This is a genomic window from Streptomyces africanus (genome assembly GCF_002150735.1).
Lineage (GTDB): Bacteria > Actinomycetota > Actinomycetes > Streptomycetales > Streptomycetaceae > Streptomyces > Streptomyces africanus.
Genome location: NZ_MUKA01000057.1, coordinates 21,189 through 42,604, shown reverse-complemented (window position 1 = coordinate 42,604; position 21,416 = coordinate 21,189). Strand labels below are relative to the sequence as shown.

The window sequence follows — 21,416 nt, the reverse complement described above, 5'->3', positions numbered from 1 at the left end:
TTCGCGGGTCAGCCCGTGACCCACTCCAGCATGCGCCCTTCATGGACCGACGGGCGACGGCGCGCGGTCGGCAGCCGCAGCGATGCCTCCACCGCTTCGCACAGGTCGGTCAGCATCAGAGTCATGGACGGCCAGAGCCGCAGGTACTCGGGATCGCCGAACGAGATCTCGCCGACCTCTCCGTAGTGGTCCGTACGGTGGTCGACGAACAGCAGATCACCGGTGAGGGCCTGAGCGAAGGGAACCCACCGGGTGTGTGCGGTGCGCCCGACCACTTCTTCCTCGTAGCCTTCCTCGACCGCTTCGTGCGCCATGGAGGAAAGGTTCTGATGCCATTCCAGGATTCCTTCGGTATCCAGAAGGCTGTACCCGAGAAGAAAGGCGCCGGGCGCCATGCTGGATCTGCGCGGCGTGACACCGTCGTGTTCCGAGAGAAGCGACTTCAGGTCACCGTGGAGCGGGAAACCAACTCCGCTCTCCAGCCTGGAGATAGCGACGTCCGACGCTCCTGGGCGGAGCGTGGAATAATCCCCGGGCGCGTTCTGCCGAAGCCACTGTTCAAATCGGCGCCACGGTTCCCGCATGCTGTCCATCCTTGGTGGATCCTCACTGGACGTCGGCGACCCTCAGGGCTCGTCCCGCCTGGGATCGTCGTCCCGCTTCTCCTCGTCGAGGGACTTCAGGAAGTCGGGGTTGTCGTCGGGCGCCACCCACTGCCGGGGCCGCGGACGGCCCCCCGCCGCGGCACCCCGCTTCTTGCCGGCGATCAGCCAGGAGATCGAGCCGACGAGCGGGAACAGCAGCACGAGGATCGCCCACAACGGCTTGGGCATGTGCCGGATCTCGTCGTCCTTCGTGCTGATGCAGTCGATGAACGCGTACACGCTCAGCGCCAGCGGCACGAGGAACATCAGTACCCGGAGCATGCGCGGCCTCTCAGCAAAGCGGGTGGGCGGTTCAGGGCCAGGGTAGCCGCTCGGGGATACTGGACCGCATGGCTTACGACGATCTTCGCTCCCTGCTCAGGGCTCTGGAGCGCGAGGGCGACCTCAAGCGCATCAAGGCCGAGGTCGACCCGTATCTGGAGGTCGGGGAGATCGTCGACCGGGTGCAGAAGGCCGGCGGTCCCGCCCTGCTCTTCGAGAACGTACGCGGGTCGCGCATGCCGCTCGCGATGAACGTGTACGGCACGGACCGGCGCCTGCTGAAGGCGCTGGGCCTGAAGTCGTACGGCGAGATCTCGGAGCGGATCGGCGGACTGCTGAAGCCCGAGCTGCCGCACGGGTTCGTCGGCGTGCGCGAGGCCTTCGGGAAGCTCGGCGCGATGACGCACGTACCGCCGAAGAAGGTGAAGGACGGCCCGGTGCAGGAGGTCGTCCTGACCGGGGACGACGTCGACCTGGACCAGCTCCCCGCTCTGTTCACCTGGCCGAAGGACGGCGGCTCCTTCTTCAACCTGGGGCTCACCCACACCAAGGACCCGGAGACGGGCATCCGCAACCTCGGGCTGTACCGCCTCCAGCGCCACGACCGGCGCACGATCGGCATGCACTGGCAGATCCACAAGGACAGCCGGAACCACTACCAGGTGGCGGCCCGGCGCGGGGAGCGGCTGCCGGTCGCGATCGCCTTCGGGTGCCCGCCCGCCGTCACGTACGCCTCCACGGCCCCGCTGCCCGGGGACATCGACGAGTACCTGTTCGCCGGGTTCCTCGCGGGCAAGCGGATCGAGATGGTCGACTGCAAGACCGTGCCGCTCCAGGTGCCGGCGCAGGCGGAGGTCGTCATCGAGGGCTGGCTGGAGCCGGGCGAGATGCTGCCCGAGGGACCCTTCGGCGACCACACCGGCTTCTACACGCCGCAGGAACCCTTCCCCGCCCTCAAGATCGACTGCGTGACGATGCGGAAGCGGCCCCTGCTCCAGTCGATCGTCGTGGGCAGGCCCCCGACGGAGGACGGACCCCTCGGTCGTGCGACGGAACGCTTCTTCCTGCCACTGCTGAAGATCATCGTGCCGGACATCGTGGACTACCACCTGCCGGAGGCGGGCGGCTTCCACAACTGCGCGATCGTCTCGATCGACAAGAAGTACCCGAAGCACGCGCAGAAGGTCATGCATGCCGTCTGGGGCGCGCACATGATGTCGCTGACCAAGCTGATCGTGGTCGTCGACTCCGACTGCGACGTCCACGACCTGCACGAGGTCGCCTGGCGGGCGCTCGGCAACACGGACTACGCCCGCGACCTGAGCATCGTCGAGGGGCCGGTCGACCACCTCGACCACGCCTCCTACCAGCAGTTCTGGGGCGGCAAGGCCGGAATCGACGCGACGAGGAAGTGGCCCGAGGAGGGCTACACGCGTGACGGCGGCTGGCCCGACATGGTGGAGTCCGATCCGGAGACGGCGGCGAAGGTGGACCGCCGCTGGAAGGAGTACGGCCTGTGACTTCCGCTTCCGCCGCGATCCCGCAGCCGGGACGCACGAAGGCGTTCCTCCGGCTGGTGATGATCGAGCACTCGGTCTTCGCGCTGCCCTTCGCCTACATCGCCGCCCTGACCGCGATGTACCAGTGGGACAAGAACGTCCACTGGGGCCGGCTGCTGCTGGTCACCATCTGCATGGTCGGCCTGCGGACCTTCGCGATGGCGGTCAACCGGATCATCGACCGCGAGATCGACGCCCGTAACCCGCGCACCGCGCACCGCGAGCTGGTGACGGGCGCGATGTCGGTCCGGCACGCCTGGACCGGGGCGCTGATCGCCCTCGTCGTCTTCCTCGGCGCGGCGGCCCTGCTCAACCCGCTGTGCCTGGCCCTGGCCCCCATCGCGGTGATCCCGATGGTGGTCTACCCCTACGGCAAGCGGTTCACGAACTTCCCGCAGGCCATCCTGGGCCTCGCGCAGTCGATGGGCCCGGTCGGCGGCTGGCTGGCCATCACGGGCTCCTGGTCCTGGGACGCGGTGCTCCTCGGTCTCGCCGTCGGCATCTGGATCGGCGGCTTCGACCTGATCTACGCCTGCCAGGACGTCGAGACCGACCGTGAGATCGGCGTCATGTCCGTCCCGGCCCGCTTCGGCATTCCGGCGGCGATCTGGGGCGCCCGGGTCTGCCACACCCTCACGACGGCCCTGTTCGTCTGGTACGCCCTCGCCACCGACGCCGGCGCCTTCTTCTGGCTGGGCCTCCTGATCGTCGCCGCCGCGTTCCTCTACGAACACACCATCGTCCGCCCCCACGACCTGTCCCGAGTGAACCGCGCGTTCTTCAGCGTCAACGGCTTCATCGGCATTGCCCTGTTCGTGTGCGCGCTGCTGGACCTGCTGGTGCGCGGCCTCACTGTGTGAGTGCCGACGGCGTGGCCCGCGGGCGGCGGAGCAGGAACGCCGCCGCCACCCCCGCCAGCAGGCCCAGGAGGTGGCCCTGCCAGCTGATGCCCGTCTGGGTGGGGGCCAGGCCCGAGAGGATCGAGCCGCCCCAGATCGCGGCGATCAGGAGGCCGGCCAGGATGCCCCAGGGGCGGCGCTCGACGAAGCCGCTGACCAGGAGGAAGCCGAAGAGGCCGAAGATCAGGCCGGAGGCGCCCGCCGTGTTGGTGTGCGCCGGGGCTATGAGCCAGACACCCAGGCCGTCGACGAGCACGATCAGCGCGCAGACCAGCAGGAAACGCCGCAGGCCCGCCAGCGCGGCGAGGAAGCCGAGGACCAGCAGCGGCACCGTGTTCGCGGCCAGATGGGCGAAGCCGAAGTGGATGAACGCCGACGGGACGACGTCGACCAGCTCGGACGGCGTGCGCGGCGTGACGCCGAGGCCGTCCAGCGCGTGCCCGCTCAGCACGTCCACCACTTCCAGCAGCCACAACAGCGCCACCCAGGCCAGCATCAGCTTGGCCGCGGCCCTCGCACGGTCGCCCCGTGACGATCCCGCTCCGGCACTCGACATGGCGGCCCCCAGTGCTCGCTCGTCCCTCCGGGGAACGCCCCGCCCCCCTTGGCCGGTTCCCGCCCTGCGACGCCGGATAGGCTCGGTGTTGTGAACCCAGTCAAGCCAGGCGAGACACCGCGTACGCCTTGGATCGTAGGGGTGTCCGGCGCCTCCGGCACCCCGTATGCCGCTGCCGTGCTGCGGGCGCTCCTCGCCGCCGGCGAAAGCGTCGACCTCGTGGTGTCCCGGGCCTCCCGCCTCACCCTGCTCGACGAGACCGGGCTCTCCTTCCGGGACGCCCACTGGCAGGACGACCTGCGGGAATGGCTGTCCCGGGGCGCCGACGGCAAGCCCGGCACGTTCTCCGTGGACATCGGCGCCGTACGGCACTGGAGCGCCGGCGACCTGGCCGCCGGGCCCTCCTCGGGGTCGTACCCCACCAAGGGCATGCTGATCGTGCCCGCCTCGACCGCGAGCGTGGCCGGAGTCGCGCTCGGGCTGTCGAAGGACCTGTTGCAGCGGGCGGCGAGCGTGACCCTGAAGGAGCGCCGCCCCCTGGTCGTGGCCGTACGCGAGACCCCGCTGAACGGCCAGACCCTGCGGCACCTGGTCACCCTCGACGACGCGGGCGCGACCGTCGTGCCCGCCTCACCCGGCTTCTACGCGGGCGCGACGCACATCCAGGACCTGGTGGACTTCGTCGCCGGACGCGTACTCGACGCGGCGGGCGTGCCGCACCGGCTCTACCGCCGTTGGCATGGTGAGCTCGGCGGCGGAGCAGACCGCGCCGAGTGAGCCACATCCCTGCACGGCATCTGTACGTCATCACAACCACAGACTTTTCGGACAACTTCAGCGGAAGGCTTCGATCGCAATGGACGCGGTGGACAGGCAGCTCATCCAGGCCCTGAGGGAGAACGGCCGGGCCTCCTACGCGGAGCTGGGACGCCTCGTCGGGCTGTCGGGACCCAGCGTCACCGACCGCATCAACCGGCTGGAGGCGGCCGGTGTCATCACCGGCTACCGGGCCACCGTCGACGCCGCGTCGCTCGGCCTCGGCGTCACCGCCCTCATCGGCATCTCGCTCTCCGACGCCACGGACCACGAGGACGTGGCCCAGCGGCTGCGCGACCTCTCGGAGATCGAGGACTGCTGGTTCATCGCGGGCGACGACTCGTACATGCTCAAGGTGCGGGCGGAGAACGTGGACGGCCTGGAGAAGATCATCCGGCGGCTGAGCGGTACGAAGGGTGTGTCGCGGACGCGTACGACCATTGTTCTCTCGACCAAGTGGGAGAACCGGGTCGGAGAGCTGCCCGAAGAGGTGTAGGCGTACGGTTGGTCGGGCTGTCGGAGAAAGGTGTGCACATGGATGTCGGGCTCAAGCGCGAGCTGGAGGAGAAGGTCCGTTCCGGTGAGCGGCTGACCCGTGAGGACGGCATCGCGCTGTACGAGTCGGACGACCTGGCCTGGCTCGGCGGCCTCGCGCACGAGGTGCGTACGCGCAAGAACGGCGACGTCGTGCACTTCAACGTCAACCGTCACCTCAACATGACCAACGTGTGCACGGCCTCCTGCGCGTACTGCTCCTTCCAGCGCAAGCCGGGGGAGAAGGACGCGTACACGATGCGCATCGAGGAGGCCGTCAAGCTCGCCAAGGCGATGGAGGGCGACAACCTCACCGAGCTGCACATCGTCAACGGGCTGCACCCGAACCTGCCGTGGCGCTACTACCCGCGCTCGCTGCGGGAGTTGAAGGCCGCCCTGCCGCACGTCTCGCTGAAGGCCTTCACGGCGACCGAGATCCACCACTTCGAGACCATCTCCGGGATGAGCGCGTCCGAGATCCTGGACGAGCTGATCGACGCGGGTCTGGAGTCGCTGACCGGCGGCGGTGCGGAGATCTTCGACTGGGAGGTCCGGCAGCACATCGTGGACCACCGGACCCACTGGGAGGACTGGTCCCGGATCCACCGGCTCGCGCACGAGAAGGGTCTGAAGACCCCCTGCACGATGCTGTACGGCCACATCGAAGAGCCGCGGCACCGGGTGGATCACGTGCTGCGGCTGCGTGAGCTGCAGGACGAGACCGGGGGTTTCCAGGTCTTCATTCCGCTGCGGTACCAGCACGACTTCGTCGACATGCAGGACGGCAAGGTGCGGAATCGCCTTCAGGCGCGGACGCAGATGGCGACGGGCGCGGAGGCGCTGAAGACCTTCGCCGTGTCGCGGCTGCTGTTCGACAACGTGCCGCATGTGAAGGTCTTCTGGGTCATGCACGGGGTGCAGACCGCGCAGTTGGCGTTGCAGCACGGTGCGGATGACATGGACGGGTCTGTCGTCGAGTACAAGATCACGCATGACGCGGACAACTTCGGTACGCCGAACAAGCTGACCCGTGAGGACCTGCTGGATCTCATTCGCGATGCGGGGTTCCGGCCGGTGGAGCGGAATACGCGGTACGAGATCATTCGGGAGTATGACGGGCCCGACCCGGAGCGTCGGGAGTCGCCGCAGCCGATGCGGGTGTGACCGTTTTCGGGTGCGGGTTTGTGGGGGCTGGTCGCGCCCCGCGGCGGAGCCGCATATCGACAGGGTCCCGCGCCCCTGGGTGGGGTACCCGGAGGGCATGGTTAGCACAAAGGCGCCTGAGGACGCCTACACCGCTGAACCGTTCGTTCCTGAGCGCGGGGGGTTGCCCGCTCTGCGGCGGGCCGCTGCCGAGTGTCATGGTTGCCCCCTGCACCGGGACGCCACCCAGACCGTGTTCGGGGACGGGAACAAGGACGCTCGCGTCATGCTCGTGGGGGAGCAGCCCGGGGACCAGGAGGACCGGCAGGGGAAGCCCTTCGTCGGGCCCGCCGGGCGGCTTCTGGACCGGGCCCTGGAGGAGGCGGGCATCGACCCTTCCGAGGCCTACGTCACCAACGCGGTCAAGCACTTCAAGTTCACCCAGGCCGAGCCGCGCAAGCGCCGGATCCACAAGGCGCCCAGCCTGCGTGAGATGACCGCGTGCGGCCCCTGGCTGGCCGCCGAGCTCGCGGTCGTGGAGCCGGAGCTGATCGTCGTGCTCGGGGCCACCGCCGGGAAGGCGCTGCTCGGGTCCTCCTTCCGGGTCACGCAGGTGCGGGGCACGGTGCTGGAGGAGGAGATCCACGGCCGGCCGGAGCGGCTGGTGCCGACGGTGCATCCGTCGTCGGTGCTGCGGGCGGACGACCGGGAGGCGGCGTACCGGGGGCTGCTGTCGGACCTGAAAGTGGCGGCGCAGGTACTGGCGTAATAGCTACAATCTGCGCATGCCCCTTACCTTCACCTTCGATCCTGCCGTCACGCCCGACCTGCGTGACGGCATCCTCGACCTGTGGGCCGACGTCTCCAACGCGGGCGGTGCCGTCGGCTTCGTGCCGCCGGTGACGCCGGAGGACGTCCGTCCCTGGCTGACGCGGCACTTCGCGTCGATGGCGGAGGGGCAGGTCAGGCTGCTCGTCGGGCACGACGAGGAGGGGCGCGTCGCGGCGACCGCGTTCCTCACCCTCAACACGCACCACCTGATGACGCACTGGCTGTGGCTCTACACGGTGATGGTGCATCCGCGTCATCAGGGCAAGGGGTACGGGCGTGATCTGCTGGCGGCGGCCGCCGACGCCGCCCGGGGGCTCGCCGGCATCGAGGCGATCCGCCTCACCTGCCGTGGGGGTCTCGGCCTGGAGCGCTTCTACGAGTCCTGCGGCTACAAGGAGGTCGGCCGCATCCCCGGCGCGATCCGGGTGGCGCCCGGCGACGACCGGGACGACATCATCATGCTGCTGCCGCTGGCCTGAACCCGGCGGTCCCGCACCCCCCTGCGAGACCGGCCGCCCGGCGTGCTTCACTGGACGGTGCCCCTTTGGGTGCGTTCTGGCCGTTCGAACCGGAAGAGTGGATTGAGATGCTCCGCTACACGCTGATGCGCCTCGGCATCTTCGCAGGCTGCCTCGTGGTCGTCTGGGGCCTCGTCTACTCCGGCCTCGCCCCGCGCGGTCTCGGCGCCAGCAACGGCCTGTGGATCGTCATGCTCGCCCTGCTGCTCTCCGCGCCGATCAGTTTCGTCGTGCTGCGCAAGGAGCGGGACCGGGCCTCCGTGCAGATCGTGCAGCGGGTGGACCGGATGAAGGCCAACCTGGAGGCCAACCGCAACCAGGAGGACAGCGCCGACGAGTCGTCCCGGGCGCAGGGGCAGACCTCGTAAGGGCCCCGCACCGGCGTACAGCGCCCCGTTTCCGTACTTGCTCGGAAACGGGGCGCTTTGTCATGTGTGGGTGGGGTCGCGTTTTGGCCTGTCAAAGCCAGGCTTTGGGGTCCTCAAAGTTCAGGTGTTAAGGTCGATGTCATGAAGTCAGCAGTCGCGCCCCCCATGGCCCCGAGCCTTTTGCTCGTGGCGCGCCTGCACGTGGATCTCTGTCGGTGCGCGTCCGCAATCTGCCGTCCCTGACGTAACGCAACCCCCGCCGTCTCCCACGTCAGTCCCTACGCGTCCCCCCAACGGAGCCCGTCCGTGTCCTCACACACGAAGTCCTTCAAGGTGCCCTTCTGGGCCCAGATCATCGCCGGTCTCGTCCTGGGCGTGCTGCTCGGCTGGCTCGCCCGCAGCCAGGACCTGTCCTGGCTGGTCACCACCCTGGAGAAGGTCGGCGACACGTTCATCGGCCTGCTGAAGCTCGCCGTCGCCCCGCTCGTCTTCTTCGCGATCCTGGTCTCCATCACCAACCTGCGGAAGGTCAACAACGCGGCCCGCCTGGCCTCGCGCACCCTCCTGTGGTTCATGGCCACGTCGCTGATCGCGGTGAGCATCGGCCTGGTCATCGGCCTGGTCACCAACCCGGGCGCCGGCACCGGCCTCACCCCCAAGGACGGTGCGAAGCCGGAGGACACCGGCTCCTGGATCGACTTCCTGACCGGCATCGTGCCGACCGACGTCATCACGCCGTTCACCCAGCTGAACGTGTTGCAGATCGTCTTCATGGCCGCCGTCGCCGGTATCGCCGCCCTCCAGCTCGGCGAGAGGGCCCAGCCGATCCTCACCCTCAGCGAGTCCGTGCTCGAACTGCTGCAGAAGGCACTGTGGTGGGTCATCCGGCTCGCCCCGCTCGGCACCGTCGGCCTCATCGGCAACGCCATCGCCACCTACGGCTGGGACCTGATCGGCAAGTACGCGACGTTCACCGCCGACATCTACGTCGGCTGCCTGATCGTGCTGTTCGGCGTCTACCCGACGCTGCTCGCGACCGTCGCCAAGGCCAACCCGGTCCAGTTCTTCAAGGGCGCCTGGCCCGCGATCCAGCTGGCCTTCGTCTCCCGCTCGTCCGTGGGCACGATGCCGCTGACCCAGAAGGTCACCGAGCGGCTCGGCGTGCCGAAGGAGTACGCCTCCTTCGCCGTGCCGTTCGGCGCGACGACCAAGATGGACGGCTGCGCCGCGATCTACCCGGCCATCGCCGCGATCTTCGTCGCCCAGATCTTCGACATCCAGCTGGGCGTCGGCGACTACCTGCTGATCGCGTTCGTCTCGGTGGTCGGCTCCGCCGCCACCGCCGGTCTCACCGGCGCGACGGTCATGCTGACCCTCACCCTCTCCACCCTCGGCCTGCCGATGGAGGGCGTGGGCCTGCTCCTCGCGATCGACCCGATCCTGGACATGATCCGCACCGCGACCAACGTCGCCGGTCAGGCCCTGATCCCGGTCCTGGTCTCCGCCCGCGAGAACCTGCTCGACCGCACGGCCTACGCCACGGCCGACGGCTCCTCCCTGGACGAGCCGCGCGAGGCACAGCACGAACAGGTCCCCGCCGCGGCCTGACGCACCGACGCCCCCTGGCCTGTCCTCCTCCGGTTTCCCGGGCGAGGGCCGGCCAGGGGGACCGTACGCTAAGCGGTATGGGTGCCGTGAAGACCAAGCGGATGCCGCGTGCGGTCCGTGAACAGCAGATGCTGGACGCCGCCGTGCAGATCTTCGGACAGCGCGGGTACATGGCCGCGTCGATGGACGAGATAGCCGAACTCGCGGGCGTGTCCAAGCCGTTGGTCTACCTGTACCTGAACTCCAAGGAAGACCTCTTCACCGCCTGCATCCGCCGCGAGGCCAAGGCGCTCGTCGAGGCCGTGCGCGCCGGTGTCCGGCGCGATCTGCCCGCCGACCGGCAACTCTGGGAAGGGCTCGGCGCGTTCTTCGCGCACACCGCGCGCAACCCGGACGCCTGGGCCGTCCTGCACCTCCAGGCCCGTACGCACGGCGAGCCGTTCGCCGCCGAGGTCGCCGCGATGCGCGAGGAGATCGTCGCGTTCGTGACCCAGCTGATCCTCGCCGCCGCGCGCGAGGCACACCGCGACCCCGACCTCCCGGAACGCGAGGTCGCCGGCCTCGCCGAGGCCCTGGTCGGTGCCGCCGAGTCGCTCGCCGCCTGGGCCAACGCCACCCCGGGCGTCACCGCCCGCCAGGCCGCGGCCACGATGATGAACTTCGCCTGGGCGGGCCTGGGCGATCTGATGGCGGGGCGGCCCTGGTCACCGCCGGAGGAGCGGGCGGGCACGCAGGTGGAGGAGCGGGCGGGGACTCAGGTGGAGTAGACGTCCCCCGACAGGTGGATCCGGTCCTCCCGGCCCCGGAGTTCGAACCGGCCGTCCTGCGCCCCGTACGTCACCGTCCCCGGCAGCAGGACCGGCGCGCGGAACTCCGCGCGTACGTGGCAGGAGTCCGGCGTGCCGTGCGCGGCGAGGCAGCGGGCGACGGTCCACATGCCGTGGGCGATGGCCCGGGGGAAGCCGAACAGGCGGGCCGTGAGCGGGTGGAGGTGGATCGGGTTGCGGTCGCCGGAGGCGGCCCCGTAGCGCCGCCCGACGTCCCCGGCGAGCCGCCACTCGGCGACGGCCGGCAGCGGCTTCCGCATCTCCTCCCGGGGCGTCCCGGCCTCGTCCCGGGGTGCCACGGCCTCGCCCCTGGGCGGACGGGTCCCCTCCCGGGGTGCCCGGGACACGTCCCCGGGTGTACCGGTCGCCTCCCGGGGTGTCCCGGCCGCCTCCCGGTGCTCACCGGCGGGCCCTCGCGTGCGGTGCCGGGCGAGGTAGGTGCTCCTCGACTCCCATACGACGTCCCCGTCCTCGCGCACCTCGGTGACGACCGTTGCCTCCGTGCCGCGCCGGTGGGGCGCCAACCCCTCCACGTACACCGTGAGTTCGTGTGCGCCGGTGGCCGGCATCGCCCGGTGCCGGGTGATCGTGATCGACGTGTGGACGAGGCCCAGCAGCGGCAGCGGGAAGTCCCGGCCGCTCATCAGCCGCATGGCCAGGGGGAATCCCAGCACGTGCGGATACGTCAGCGGCAGCGCGTCCTGACCGGTCGGGAACCCGCAGACCCGTTCGTACGCCGCCAGCCGCGCGAGGTCGACGCGCAGGCCGGGCAGGAGCAGCCGGGTGCGCGGGAACTCCGCGTCGGGGGCGGGGCGTTTGAAGGGGGACAGCAGGGCGCCGCGCGCGAGGAGCGGGGCGAGGGAGGGGGACCCGGTGAGGACGAGAGAGGCGTCGGCCATCACGCCCCCAGCAGGCTCTGGCCGCATACGCGGACGACCTGCCCGTTGACCGCGCCCGAGGCCGGGTGCGCGAGCCAGGCGGTGGTCTCGGCGACATCGGCCGGCAGGCCGCCCTGCGCGAGGGAGTTCATGCGGCGGCCCGCCTCGCGGATGAACAGCGGGACGGCGGCCGTCATCTTCGTCTCGATGAAGCCCGGCGCGACCGCGTTGACCGTCACGCCGTGCTCGGCGAGCGCGCGCGGCGCGAGGGAGCGGACCAGGCCGACGATGCCCGCCTTGCTCGCCCCGTAGTTGGTCTGGCCCGCGTTGCCGGCGATCCCCGCGATCGAGGCGGTCGCCACGATCCGGCCGCCCCGGTTCAGCGTCCCGGCCTTCAGCAGCGCGTCCGTCGTGCGCAGCACGCTCGCCAGGTTCACCTCCAGCACCGGGATCCAGCGCTCGGCGGGCATGTTCACCAGGCGCCGGTCCCGTGTGATGCCCGCGTTGTGGATCAGCAGGTCCAGACCGTCCGGCAGGGCCTCGGCGATCCGCGCGCCCGCGTCGGCGGCCGTGATGTCGAGGAGCAGCGCGGTGCCGCCGAGCCGGTCGGCGACGCGCCGGGCGTCCTGCTCGGCCTGCGGTACGTCGAGGACGACGACCCGGGCCCCGTCCCGGGCGAGCGTCTCGGCGACGGCTTCGCCGATGCCGCGCGCGGCGCCGGTGACCAGGGCGGTGCGACCGGCGAGGGGGCGGTCCCAGTCGAGGGGGGTGGCGGGCTCGTCGTTCGGGGCGGTCCCGCCCGGCCCCGTCTCACCCGCCCCGGTCTCGATCACCTGCCCGCTCACGTACGCCGACTTGGGCGACAGCAGGAACCGGAGCGTGGACTCGGCGGCCGAGGCGTCCGTGAGCCGGACCAGGTTCACGGTCCTGCCCCGGCCGATCTCCTTGCCCAGGGAGCGTGTGAAGCCCTCCAGGGCCTGCTGGGCGGCGGCCTGGTGATGGTCGGCGGGGTCGAGCGGCGCGCCGAGCAGGACCACGCGCCCGCTCGCGGCGACCGACCGCACGACGGGATGCAGGGCCGCGTGCACCTCGGCCAGGCCCTCGACGTCCCGTACACCGGTCGCGTCCAGGACGACGGCCGCCGCCCGCTCCGAGCCGGCCGGGCCGATCCCCGTACGGGCGAGGACCGGCGCCAGGTCGAGTCCGGACCGGGCGGCGGTGAGGTGGCGGAGCCCGCCGTCGAGGGCGGGCCGCTCGGGGGACCAGCGGGTCAGCGCCGCGGGCTGGGGCAGGCCGAGCCGGCGGGTGAGGAAGCGGCCGGGCGCGGTGGCGGTGAAGCTCAGATAGCGGTCGGCCATGGCGACTCCCAGCTCGGATGACTGCTCACATGTGCTTACTCTGGAGTAAGGTTACCGCAGGTAAGGCTACGTCACAGGCGAGGAGCGGGTCGAGATGAGCCTCCAGAAGATGTCGGTGCGGCGTGTGGCGGTCGTCGGCGGAGCGCGCATCCCGTTCGCCCGCTCCGACGGCCCCTACGCCACCGCCTCCAACCAGGAGATGCTCACCGCCGCCCTCGACGGCCTGGTCGAGCGGTACGGGCTCCAGGAGCCGGGCGCGGTCGGCGAGTTCGTGGCCGGCGCGGTCCTCAAGCACAGCCGCGACTTCAACCTGGCCCGCGAGACGGTCCTCGGCTCGCGCCTGCACCCCACCACCCCCGCCTACGACATCCAGCAGGCCTGCGGCACCGGACTCCAGGCCGTCATCGCCGCCGCCAACAAGATCGCCCTCGGCCAGACCGAGTCGGCGGTCGCGGGCGGCGCCGACACGGCGAGCGACGCGCCCCTGGGTGTCAACGACACCCTGCGCCGCATCCTCCTGGAGGCACGCCGCGCCAAGTCGCTGAGCGGGCGCGTGAAGGCCCTGGCGAAGGTGCGCCCGGGCCACCTCGTCCCCGACATCCCGCGCAACGCCGAGCCGCGCACCGGCCTGTCCATGGGCGAACACGCCGCCGTCACGGCCCGCGCCTGGGGCATCGGCCGCGAGGCGCAGGACGAACTGGCGGCGGCCAGTCACCAGCGGCTGGCGACGGCGTACGAACGCGGCTTCTTCCAGGACCTGGTGATCCCCTTCCGGGGCCTGGCCCGCGACCAGAACCTGCGCCCCGGCTCGACCGTGGAGAAACTCGCCGCCCTCAAGCCGGTGTTCGGCCTCGACCGCCCCGACCCGACCATGACGGCCGGGAACTCCACGCCGCTGACGGACGGCGCGGCGACCGTGCTGCTGGCGAGCGAGGAGTGGGCGAGGGAACGCGGCCTGGAGCCGCTGGCGTATCTCACCGCGTACGAGACGGCGGCCGTCGACTTCGTCGGCGGAGACGTCGCCGGCGGTGAGGACGGGCTGCTCATGGCACCCGCGTACGCCGTGCCGCGCATGCTGGAGCGGGCCGGACTGGGCCTCGCCGACTTCGACCTGGTGGAGATCCACGAGGCCTTCGCCTCCCAGGTGCTGGCGACGCTCGCGGCCTGGGAGAAGCGGGGCCTGGGCACGGTGGACCGCGCCCGGCTGAACGTCGCGGGCTCGTCCCTCGCCACCGGCCATCCCTTCGCCGCCACCGGCGCCCGGATCGTGGCGACCCTGGCCAAGCTGCTCACCGAACGGGACGCGCCCGCCCGCGGGTTGATCTCCGTCTGCGCGGCGGGCGGGCAGGGCGTGACGGCGATCCTGGAGCGGGCCTGAGGGCGGCTGCGTACCGAACCTGAAGGTCCCTCACGTAACCCCCGAGAATGCACAGGCCTGGCTCCGGACCATCCCCGAACCCGCACAAACCCGCCACGTGCGGCCCGTACGATCCCGTTCCTACCGTCAGTAACCCCTTTCTGGGGGGTTCAGCCGGTTGAGCGCCTCGGCGTGCGAGGCACGTACGTCATGCAGCAAGCAGTTCCTTCGCTGCGCGCCCCAGGAGCCGCCCGTGTCCACTGCCCATCCCTCCTCCGCCTACGGCGACATCTACGGCGGACCGGTCCTGGTCGCACCCGAGACGCGGCGGCTGGACGGGGTCGTGCGGGAGGCGTCCGTACCGCCGCTGGCGCCGCCGTGGACCCACGGGTCGCTCGCCGACCTGCCGTTCGACAACGCGAGCGGCGGCCCGGACGCCGTGGCGCTCAGCCGCAAGGACGCCGACGGGCGCTGGAGCGACGTCACGGCGGCCCGGTTCGCCGAGCAGGTGCTGGCCGTGGCGAAGGGGCTGATCGCCGAAGGGCTGATGCCCGGCGACCGGATCGCGGTGATGGCCCGCACGATCTACGAGTGGACCGTCCTGGACTTCGCGGCCTGGGCGGCCGGTCTGGTCACCGTCCCCATCTATCCTACGTCGTCCGTCTTCCAGGCCCGCTGGATCCTCCAGGACTCCGGCGCGGTCGCCCTCGTGACCGAGTTCGCCGGGCAGGCCGCAGCCCTCGGCCCGGAGCGCGAACGCCTGCCCGACCTGAGGCACATGTGGGTCGTGGAGAAGGGCCACATCGACCGGCTGGCCGAAGCCGGGGCGCACCTGACCGACCAGGAGGTCGAGGTGCGGCGGGGCATGCTGGGGCCCGACACCCTCGCCACCCTCGTCTACACCTCCGGCACCACGGGCCGCCCCAAGGGCTGCGCGCTCACCCACGGCAACTTCTTCGCCGAGGTCGACAACGCCATCGAGCTGCTCTACCCCGTCTTCCGGGCCAAGACCAGCGAAGAGGCCTCGGTCCTGCTGTTCCTGCCCATGTCCCACGTCTTCGGGCGCATGGTGGCGATCGCCTGTATCCGCGCCCGCGTACGGCTGGGCCACGCGCCCAGCATCAAGGCGGAGAACCTGCTCCCGGACCTGGCGAGCTTCCGGCCGACCTGTCTGCTCGCCATCCCGTACATGCTGGAGAAGGTCTTCAACGCGGCCCGCGCCAAGGCCGAGGCGGGCGGCCGGGTGACGTCGTTCGACCGCGCGGTGGCGGTGGCGCGCCGCTACGGCGAGGCGATGGAGGCCCGGCAGACCGGCACCGGCCCCGGCCCCACCCGCGCCCTGAGGACCGCCCGCGTCTTCTACGACCCCCTCGTCTACCGCCGGATCCGCAACGCCATGGGCGGCAGGGTCCGTTACGCCATCTGCGGCGGCTCTCCCCTGGGCCGCCGCCTCGCCGCGTTCTACGCCGGAGCCGGCATCGAGATCTTCGAGGGCTACGGCCTGACGGAGACCACGGGCGCGTCGACCGTCACCCCGCCCCTGAAACCCCGCCTGGGCACGGTCGGCTGGCCCCTGCCCGGCACCCGCGTCCGGATCGCCTCCGACGGCGAGATCCTCCTCGCCGGCGACCACGTCCTGCGCGGCTACTGGGACCCCCAGGCCGGCGGCGTCGTCCCCGCCGCCCCGGACGGCTGGCTCGCCACCGGCGACATCGGCGAACTGGACGACGAGGGTTATCTGACGATCACCGGCCGCAAGAAGGAACTGCTGATCACCGCGGGCGGCAAGAGCGTCGCCCCGGCGCCCCTGGAGAACTGGCTGCGCTCCCACCCGCTGATCTCCCAGTGCATGGTCGTGGGCGACGGCCGCCCCTTCGTCTCCGCCCTGATCACCCTGGACCCGGACGGCATCACCCACTGGCGCCAGATGAACGGCAAACACCCCGTACCGCCCACACTCCTCGTCGACGACGAGGAGCTCCGCGCCGTCCTCCAGCGCGCGATCGACGAGGCCAACAAGATGGTCTCCCGCCCGGAGTCCATCCGCCGCTTCGCGATCCTCCCGGAGGACTTCACCGAGGAGGCGGGCCATCTGACCCCGTCGATGAAGCTGCGCCGCGGGGCGGTGATGCGCGCCTTCGCGGCAGAAGTAGAGGGTCTGTACACGCGGTGAGGCACCTTTGCGATCTCTTCACATGGGGTTCTTGACGTCGCAAGGCGTCTGCCCGTTGGCTTTCTGCACCGCGTCGCGATGCTCCCCCATCGGAAGGCACCACCAGTGAAAGCGCGTACCACCCCTCGGCCCGCTGTGCGTCCCCTCTCCATAGCCCTGGCGGTCACCGTGTCGGCCCTGTCCCTGACCGCCTGCGGCGGCGGGAGCGACGACTCCGCGGGCGTGAAGAAGGGCAACGACATCACGGTGGGCCTGCTGCTGCCCGACCGGGACACGGCACGCTTCGAGAAGTTCGACTACCCCCTGATCAAGAAGGAGGTCGCCTCCCTCACCGAGAACCAGGGCAAGGTCGAGTACGCCAACGCCGAGGCGAGCGTGTCCAGACAGAGCGAGCAGTTCCGGAAGATGATCGACGACAAGGTCGACGTCATACTGGTGGACGCGCTGAACTCCAAGACGATCGCCCCGGATGTGCAGAAGGCCAAGGACGCCGGCATCCCGGTCATCGCCTACGACCGGCTCGCCGAGGGCCCGATCGACGCGTACGTCTCCCACGACAACGAACTCGTCGGGCAGGTGCAGGGCCGCGCCATCGTCGGGGAGCTCGGTGACAAGGCCAAGACGAGCAAGGTCGTCATGATGAACGGCGACCCCGCCGACCCGAACACGGCACGCTTCAAGGACGGCGCGCTCAGCGAGCTCCAGGGGCAGGTCGACATCGTCCAGCAGTACGACACCAAGGAGTGGAAGCCCTCGATCGCCAAGGCCCACATGAAGAAGGCGATCCAGAGCGTCGGGCTGGACGACATCGCCGCCGTCTACTCCGCCAACGACGGCATGGCGGGCGCCGTCATCGAGGCGCTGGAGGAGGCGGGCGCGACGAAGATCCCGCCGGTGACCGGGCAGGACGCCAACCTGGACGCGGTCCAGCGGATCGTGTCGGGGGAGCAGTACATGACCGTGTACAAGTCGTTCCTGCTGGAGGCGACGAACGCCGCGAAGATCGCCGTCGCCAAGATCCAGGGGCGCTCGATCGAGTTCGCCGCGCTGACCCGGGACACGGTCGACAGCCCCACGCAGAAGAACATCCCGGCGATGCTGGTGCCGGTGGTCGCCCTCACCAAGGACAACATCAAGGACACGGTGATCACGGACGGGGTCTACACCGTGAAGGACATCTGCACGGCGAAGTACAAGGCGGACTGCGCGGCGATCGGCCTCGACTAGGCCGGCCCGAGAGCCTTGGAACCCGTATTGGAACCTTCAGTTCAAAACTGTTAGCGTGCTGCCATGGCCCGGCCGAGGATGTTCGACGAGGAGCGGGCCCTGGACGCGGCGGTGCGCGTGTTCTGGGAGCGTGGCTACGAGGCCACCTCCACTCAGGACCTGTGCGACGCCACCGGTCTGGGGCGCAGCAGCATCTACAACACCTTCCAGAGCAAGCACGCGCTGTTCGAGCGGGCCCTCGCCCGCTACCTGGACACGATGACGGTGACGCAGACGGCCGTCCTGGACGACATGGAGCGGCCGGCCGCCGACCGGGTGCGCGCACTGCTCGCCCTGGTGGTCGAGGGCGAGGCGGAGTGCCGCGAGGGCTCCGGGCGCGCCCTCGGCTGTCTGGGGGTCAACACCGTCGTGGAGCTGGCCGGACGCGACCCCGCGGCGGCCGCGCTGCTGGAGCGTGACACCGTCCGACGCCTGGCCGCCTACCGGGCCGTGATGGAAGCCGGCCGGCGCGACGGCAGCATCACCTCCTCGCGCGACCCGGAGGCACTGGCCCGTTTCCTCAACGCCACGGTCGCCGGTCTGCGCGTCTCCAGTCAGGGCGGCGCGGGCCCAGCCGAGTTGGCGGCGATCGCCGAGACCGCGATGGACGCGCTGACCCCCTGAACCCGGCGCCTTCGCGGCCCTCGGGCTTTCGCGTGCCCAGGTTTTGAACCGACCAATACAAAACAAGCAGCCGAAGACAAGGAGCCCCACCGTGCCCCGTGCCGTATACATCCTGGCGTTCGGCATCTTCGCCATGGTGACCAGCGAGTTCGTGGTCGCCGGGCTGATGCCGCAGATGGCGGAGGGGCTGCACGTCACCGTCCCGCAGATCGGGTACCTGATCACCGCCTTCGCCGTGGCCATGGCGGCCGGCGGCCCGTTCCTGACCATGGCGGTGGCCAAACTCCCCCCACGTACGGCGCTGCTGATGCTGTTCGCCGTCTTCCTCGCGGGCAACGTCCTGGCCGCGACCGCACCCGGCTACGCCGTGATGACAACCGCCCGCGTCATCACCGGCGTGGCCTCCCAGGCCTTCTTCGGTGTCGCCGTCTCGCTGTGCGTGCAGCTCACCCGCCCGGAGGTGCGCGGCCGGGCGATCGCGGTCGTCATGAACGGGCTGATGCTCGGCACGCTGCTCGGACTGCCGCTGTCCACCCTGGTCGGTGAACGGTTCGGCTGGCGCGCGGCGTTCTGGGTGATCTCGGCGCTGGCACTCGTCGCCGCGGCCGTGACCCGCGCCGGTGTCCCCCCTCTTCAGCGGGCGGGAAGCGACGGCTCACTCCGCGAGGAACTCGGCGTCTTCCGCAACCCGAAGCTCTGGCTGGTCCTCCCCACCAGCACGCTGATCATCGGCGCGACGTTCTCCGCCTTCAGCTACTTCAACCCCATCCTCACCGAGGTCACCGGCTTCTCCACCGGAACCGTCCCCGCCCTTCTGATCGCCTACGGCGCCACCACTGTTCTCGGCAACACCGTCGTCGGCCGCCTCGCCGACCGGCGGACCGTGCCCGTCCTCGCTGTCGGCCTGCTGCTCAACGCGCTGTTCCTCGCCGGGTTCGCACTCCTCGCCGACATGCCCGCACCCGCCGTCGTCTGCATGCTGGGCATCGGGCTGGTCGGCGTCACCATGAACCCGGCGATGGTCACCCGCGTCCAGCGGACCGGCAACGCCGGCCCCCTGGTCAACACCGTCCACTCCTCCTTCATCACCCTCGGTGTCATCCTCGGCTCCTCGCTCGGCGCCGTCGCCATCGACACCTGGGGCCTGCGGGCCACCCTCTGGCTCGGTGCCGCCATGGCGGTCCTCGGGTTGACGACCCTGCTGCCCGAGCTCATCCCCGGGCGGCGGGGAACGCCCTCGGAGGCGGCTCGCCCCGCCCGGCGTCCGGCCCGCGCAGGCTCCCCCTCCCGGGAGCGGATCTGAACTCGCCCCGCCTGCACGGCTCTTGACTTCGCAAGGCTCTCGCGCGACATTCCCCACCCCTTCGCGTTCCTCTTCGGGCTGGAGTGGCCATGACCAAGAGCACGAACTCCGTCGGGACTGCCGGGCCGCCGTCCCGAAGACGCGTGCTGGCCGGTGCCGCGGGTGCCGGCCTCGCGGTCGCCGCCGGAGTGCAACACGGCGCCCACGCGGCCGACTTACCCCCGCTCGGCACATACGACGTCGTCGTCATCGGCTCCGGCGCGGCCGGCATGACCGCCGCGCTGACCGCCGCCGGGCAGGGCCTGAGCTGCGTCGTCGTGGAGAAGGCCCCGACCTTCGGCGGCTCGACCGCCCGCTCCGGTGCCGGGATCTGGATCCCGAACAACCCGGTGATCCTCGCGGCCGGCGTCCCCGACACCCCGGCCAAGGCCGCCGCCTACCTCGCCGCCGTCGTCGGCCCGGAGGTCCCCGCCGACCGGCAGCGCGCCTTCCTCGCCCACGGCCCGGCGACGATCTCCTACGTCATGGCCCACAGCCCCCTGCGCTTCCGCTGGATGGAGGGCTACAGCGACTACTACCCCGAGCTGCCCGGCGGCCTGCCGAACGGCCGCTCCATCGAGCCCGACCAGCTCGACGGCACGCTCCTCGGCGCCGAACTGGCCCGGCTGAACCCGCCCTACCTGGACGTCCCCGCCGGCCTGGTGGTCTTCGGCGCCGACTACAAGTGGCTGTCTCTCGCCGCCGTGAACTCCCGGGGCGCCGCCGTCGCCGCCCAGTGCCTGGCCCGCGGCACGAAGGCCGCGGCGCTCGGCCAGAAACCCCTGACGATGGGCCAGGCGCTGGCGGCGGGCCTGCGAGCCGGACTGCGTTCCGCAGGCGTTCCGGTATGGCTGAACACGCCCCTGAGCGACCTGCACGTCGAGAACGGCAGGGTCACCGGAGCCGTCGTCACCCGCGACGGCAACCCGGGCCTGATCCGCGCCCGCCGCGGCGTGATCGTCGGCTCCGGCGGCTTCGAGCACAACGCGGCGATGCGCGACCGCTACCAGCGCCAACCCATCGGCACGGAGTGGACGGTCGGCGCCAAGGAGAACACCGGCGACGGCATCCGGGCGGGGGAGCGGCTCGGCGCGGCGCTCGACCTGATGGACGACGCGTGGTGGGGCCCGGCGATCCCGGTCCCGGGCCGGCCGTACTTCTGCCTCGCCGAACGCACCCTCCCCGGCGGGCTCCTGGTGAACGGATCGGGCCGGCGCTTCGTCAACGAGGCCGCGCCCTACAGCGACGTCGTCCACACCATGTACGACGTCCACGACACCGACCCGGCCATCCCGTCCTGGCTGATCGTCGACCAGAACTACCGCAACCGGTACCTCTTCAAGGACGTCCTGCCGGCCCTGCCCCTGCCCGACGCCTGGTACGACTCGGGCGCCGCGCACAAGGCCTGGACCCTGGACGCCCTGGCCACGTCGATCGGCGTCCCGGCGGCGGCCCTGCGCACGACCGTCGACCGTTTCAACTCCCTGGCACTCCGGGGCGAGGACCCCGACTTCCACCGGGGCGACAGCGCCTACGACCACTACTACACGGACCCGTCGGTCCTCCCCAACCCCTGCCTGGCGCCCCTCTGGCTGCCTCCCTTCCACGCCTTCCGCATCGTCCCCGGCGACCTGGGCACGAAGGGCGGCATGCGGACGGACGCCCGCGCCCGCGTCCTGCGCCCCGACGGCTCGGTGATCCCGGGCCTGTACGCGGCGGGCAACGCCAGCGCGGCGGTGATGGGCCACAGTTACGCGGGCGCCGGCTCGACGATCGGGCCGGCGATGACGTTCGGGTACATCGCGGCGAGGGACATCGCGGGGGTGCTGTAGG

Annotated in this window: 22 protein-coding genes; 17 read left to right on the top strand and 5 right to left on the bottom strand. The window is 70.9% G+C overall.

The annotated features are described in order from the left end of the window. Positions 1–8: 8 nt before the first annotated feature. Entirely contained in the window at positions 9–593 is a 585-nt protein-coding gene (locus CCL05_RS08360) for an SMI1/KNR4 family protein (protein WP_086559853.1), read from the bottom strand. 33 nt (positions 594–626) lie between these two features. Then, positions 627–926, bottom strand: a complete 300-nt coding sequence (locus CCL05_RS08355) for a PLD nuclease N-terminal domain-containing protein (protein WP_086559852.1) — start codon at positions 924–926, stop codon at positions 627–629. 68 nt (positions 927–994) lie between these two features. Between CCL05_RS08355 and CCL05_RS08350 the strand changes: the two genes are divergently transcribed. Beyond that, positions 995–2,446, top strand: a complete 1,452-nt coding sequence (locus CCL05_RS08350) for a menaquinone biosynthesis decarboxylase (protein WP_086559851.1) — start codon at positions 995–997, stop codon at positions 2,444–2,446. After that, positions 2,443–3,345 (top strand): menaquinone biosynthesis prenyltransferase MqnP, encoded by a 903-nt coding sequence (gene mqnP / locus CCL05_RS08345; protein WP_086559850.1) that lies wholly within the window; start codon positions 2,443–2,445, stop codon positions 3,343–3,345. The genes CCL05_RS08350 and mqnP overlap by 4 nt, the downstream gene beginning before the upstream one ends. Here the strand turns inward: mqnP and CCL05_RS08340 are convergent. After that, positions 3,335–3,940 (bottom strand): rhomboid family intramembrane serine protease, encoded by a 606-nt coding sequence (locus CCL05_RS08340; RefSeq protein ID WP_086559849.1) that lies wholly within the window; start codon positions 3,938–3,940, stop codon positions 3,335–3,337. The two genes, mqnP and CCL05_RS08340, sit on opposite strands and share 11 nt — an antisense overlap. Positions 3,941–4,030: 90 nt before the next feature. Between CCL05_RS08340 and CCL05_RS08335 the strand changes: the two genes are divergently transcribed. The 9 genes from CCL05_RS08335 to CCL05_RS08300 all read left to right on the top strand — a co-directional run bounded on the left by CCL05_RS08335 (position 4,031) and on the right by CCL05_RS08300 (position 10,525). Then, positions 4,031–4,717, top strand: a complete 687-nt coding sequence (locus CCL05_RS08335) for a UbiX family flavin prenyltransferase (protein ID WP_086559848.1) — start codon at positions 4,031–4,033, stop codon at positions 4,715–4,717. A 79-nt stretch (positions 4,718–4,796) separates the two neighbouring features. Next, the gene (locus CCL05_RS08330; protein WP_020270479.1) at positions 4,797–5,252 is read left to right on the top strand and encodes an Lrp/AsnC family transcriptional regulator; all 456 of its coding nucleotides are present in this window, start codon (positions 4,797–4,799) and stop codon (positions 5,250–5,252) included. A 38-nt stretch (positions 5,253–5,290) separates the two neighbouring features. Then, the gene (mqnE, locus tag CCL05_RS08325; protein WP_086559847.1) at positions 5,291–6,454 is read left to right on the top strand and encodes an aminofutalosine synthase MqnE; all 1,164 of its coding nucleotides are present in this window, start codon (positions 5,291–5,293) and stop codon (positions 6,452–6,454) included. Positions 6,455–6,551: 97 nt separating this feature from the next. Continuing rightward, positions 6,552–7,202: a UdgX family uracil-DNA binding protein gene (locus CCL05_RS08320; RefSeq protein ID WP_086559863.1), complete on the top strand. Its 651-nt coding sequence runs from the start codon at positions 6,552–6,554 to the stop codon at positions 7,200–7,202. A gap of 16 nt (positions 7,203–7,218) precedes the next feature. Beyond that, complete coding sequence (locus tag CCL05_RS08315) at positions 7,219–7,743, top strand: GNAT family N-acetyltransferase (RefSeq protein WP_086559846.1); 525 nt, start codon at positions 7,219–7,221, stop codon at positions 7,741–7,743. A gap of 107 nt (positions 7,744–7,850) precedes the next feature. Next, positions 7,851–8,150 carry a DUF4229 domain-containing protein gene (locus CCL05_RS08310; RefSeq protein ID WP_086559845.1) on the top strand — a complete coding sequence of 100 codons (300 nt, stop codon included), beginning with the start codon at positions 7,851–7,853 and terminating at the stop codon, positions 8,148–8,150. Positions 8,151–8,291: 141 nt separating this feature from the next. Beyond that, the gene (locus tag CCL05_RS47245; RefSeq protein ID WP_425275900.1) at positions 8,292–8,393 is read left to right on the top strand and encodes a putative leader peptide; all 102 of its coding nucleotides are present in this window, start codon (positions 8,292–8,294) and stop codon (positions 8,391–8,393) included. A 63-nt stretch (positions 8,394–8,456) separates the two neighbouring features. Further along, on the top strand, positions 8,457–9,758 hold the full coding sequence (locus CCL05_RS08305) for a dicarboxylate/amino acid:cation symporter (RefSeq protein WP_086559844.1): 1,302 nt from the start codon (positions 8,457–8,459) through the stop codon (positions 9,756–9,758). 77 nt (positions 9,759–9,835) lie between these two features. Continuing rightward, complete coding sequence (locus CCL05_RS08300; protein WP_086559843.1) at positions 9,836–10,525, top strand: TetR/AcrR family transcriptional regulator; 690 nt, start codon at positions 9,836–9,838, stop codon at positions 10,523–10,525. On the opposite strand, the gene CCL05_RS08295 is transcribed toward CCL05_RS08300, so the two are convergent. Both CCL05_RS08295 and CCL05_RS08290 read right to left on the bottom strand, forming a co-directional pair. Beyond that, positions 10,513–11,484 carry a MaoC/PaaZ C-terminal domain-containing protein gene (locus CCL05_RS08295; RefSeq protein ID WP_086559842.1) on the bottom strand — a complete coding sequence of 324 codons (972 nt, stop codon included), beginning with the start codon at positions 11,482–11,484 and terminating at the stop codon, positions 10,513–10,515. The two genes, CCL05_RS08300 and CCL05_RS08295, sit on opposite strands and share 13 nt — an antisense overlap. Next, positions 11,484–12,821, bottom strand: coding sequence for a 3-oxoacyl-ACP reductase (locus CCL05_RS08290; protein WP_086559841.1), 1,338 nt, complete (start codon positions 12,819–12,821; stop codon positions 11,484–11,486). Before CCL05_RS08290 ends, CCL05_RS08295 begins: the two co-directional genes overlap by 1 nt. A 94-nt stretch (positions 12,822–12,915) precedes the next feature. Here CCL05_RS08290 and CCL05_RS08285 point away from each other — a divergent pair, with 94 nt between their 5' ends. From CCL05_RS08285 to kstD, 6 genes are all read left to right on the top strand, one after another. Further along, positions 12,916–14,199, top strand: coding sequence for an acetyl-CoA C-acetyltransferase (locus CCL05_RS08285; protein ID WP_086559840.1), 1,284 nt, complete (start codon positions 12,916–12,918; stop codon positions 14,197–14,199). A 232-nt stretch (positions 14,200–14,431) separates the two neighbouring features. Further along, the gene (locus CCL05_RS08280; protein WP_086559839.1) at positions 14,432–16,351 is read left to right on the top strand and encodes an AMP-dependent synthetase/ligase; all 1,920 of its coding nucleotides are present in this window, start codon (positions 14,432–14,434) and stop codon (positions 16,349–16,351) included. A 135-nt stretch (positions 16,352–16,486) separates the two neighbouring features. Further along, positions 16,487–17,578 carry a sugar ABC transporter substrate-binding protein gene (locus tag CCL05_RS08275; RefSeq protein WP_086559838.1) on the top strand — a complete coding sequence of 364 codons (1,092 nt, stop codon included), beginning with the start codon at positions 16,487–16,489 and terminating at the stop codon, positions 17,576–17,578. 63 nt (positions 17,579–17,641) lie between these two features. Then, the gene (locus CCL05_RS08270) at positions 17,642–18,241 is read left to right on the top strand and encodes a TetR/AcrR family transcriptional regulator (RefSeq protein ID WP_086559837.1); all 600 of its coding nucleotides are present in this window, start codon (positions 17,642–17,644) and stop codon (positions 18,239–18,241) included. A gap of 91 nt (positions 18,242–18,332) precedes the next feature. Then, entirely contained in the window at positions 18,333–19,544 is a 1,212-nt protein-coding gene (locus tag CCL05_RS08265) for an MFS transporter (protein ID WP_086559836.1), read from the top strand. A gap of 89 nt (positions 19,545–19,633) precedes the next feature. Continuing rightward, positions 19,634–21,415 carry a 3-oxosteroid 1-dehydrogenase gene (gene kstD / locus CCL05_RS08260; RefSeq protein ID WP_086559835.1) on the top strand — a complete coding sequence of 594 codons (1,782 nt, stop codon included), beginning with the start codon at positions 19,634–19,636 and terminating at the stop codon, positions 21,413–21,415. Position 21,416: the final 1 nt, after the last annotated feature.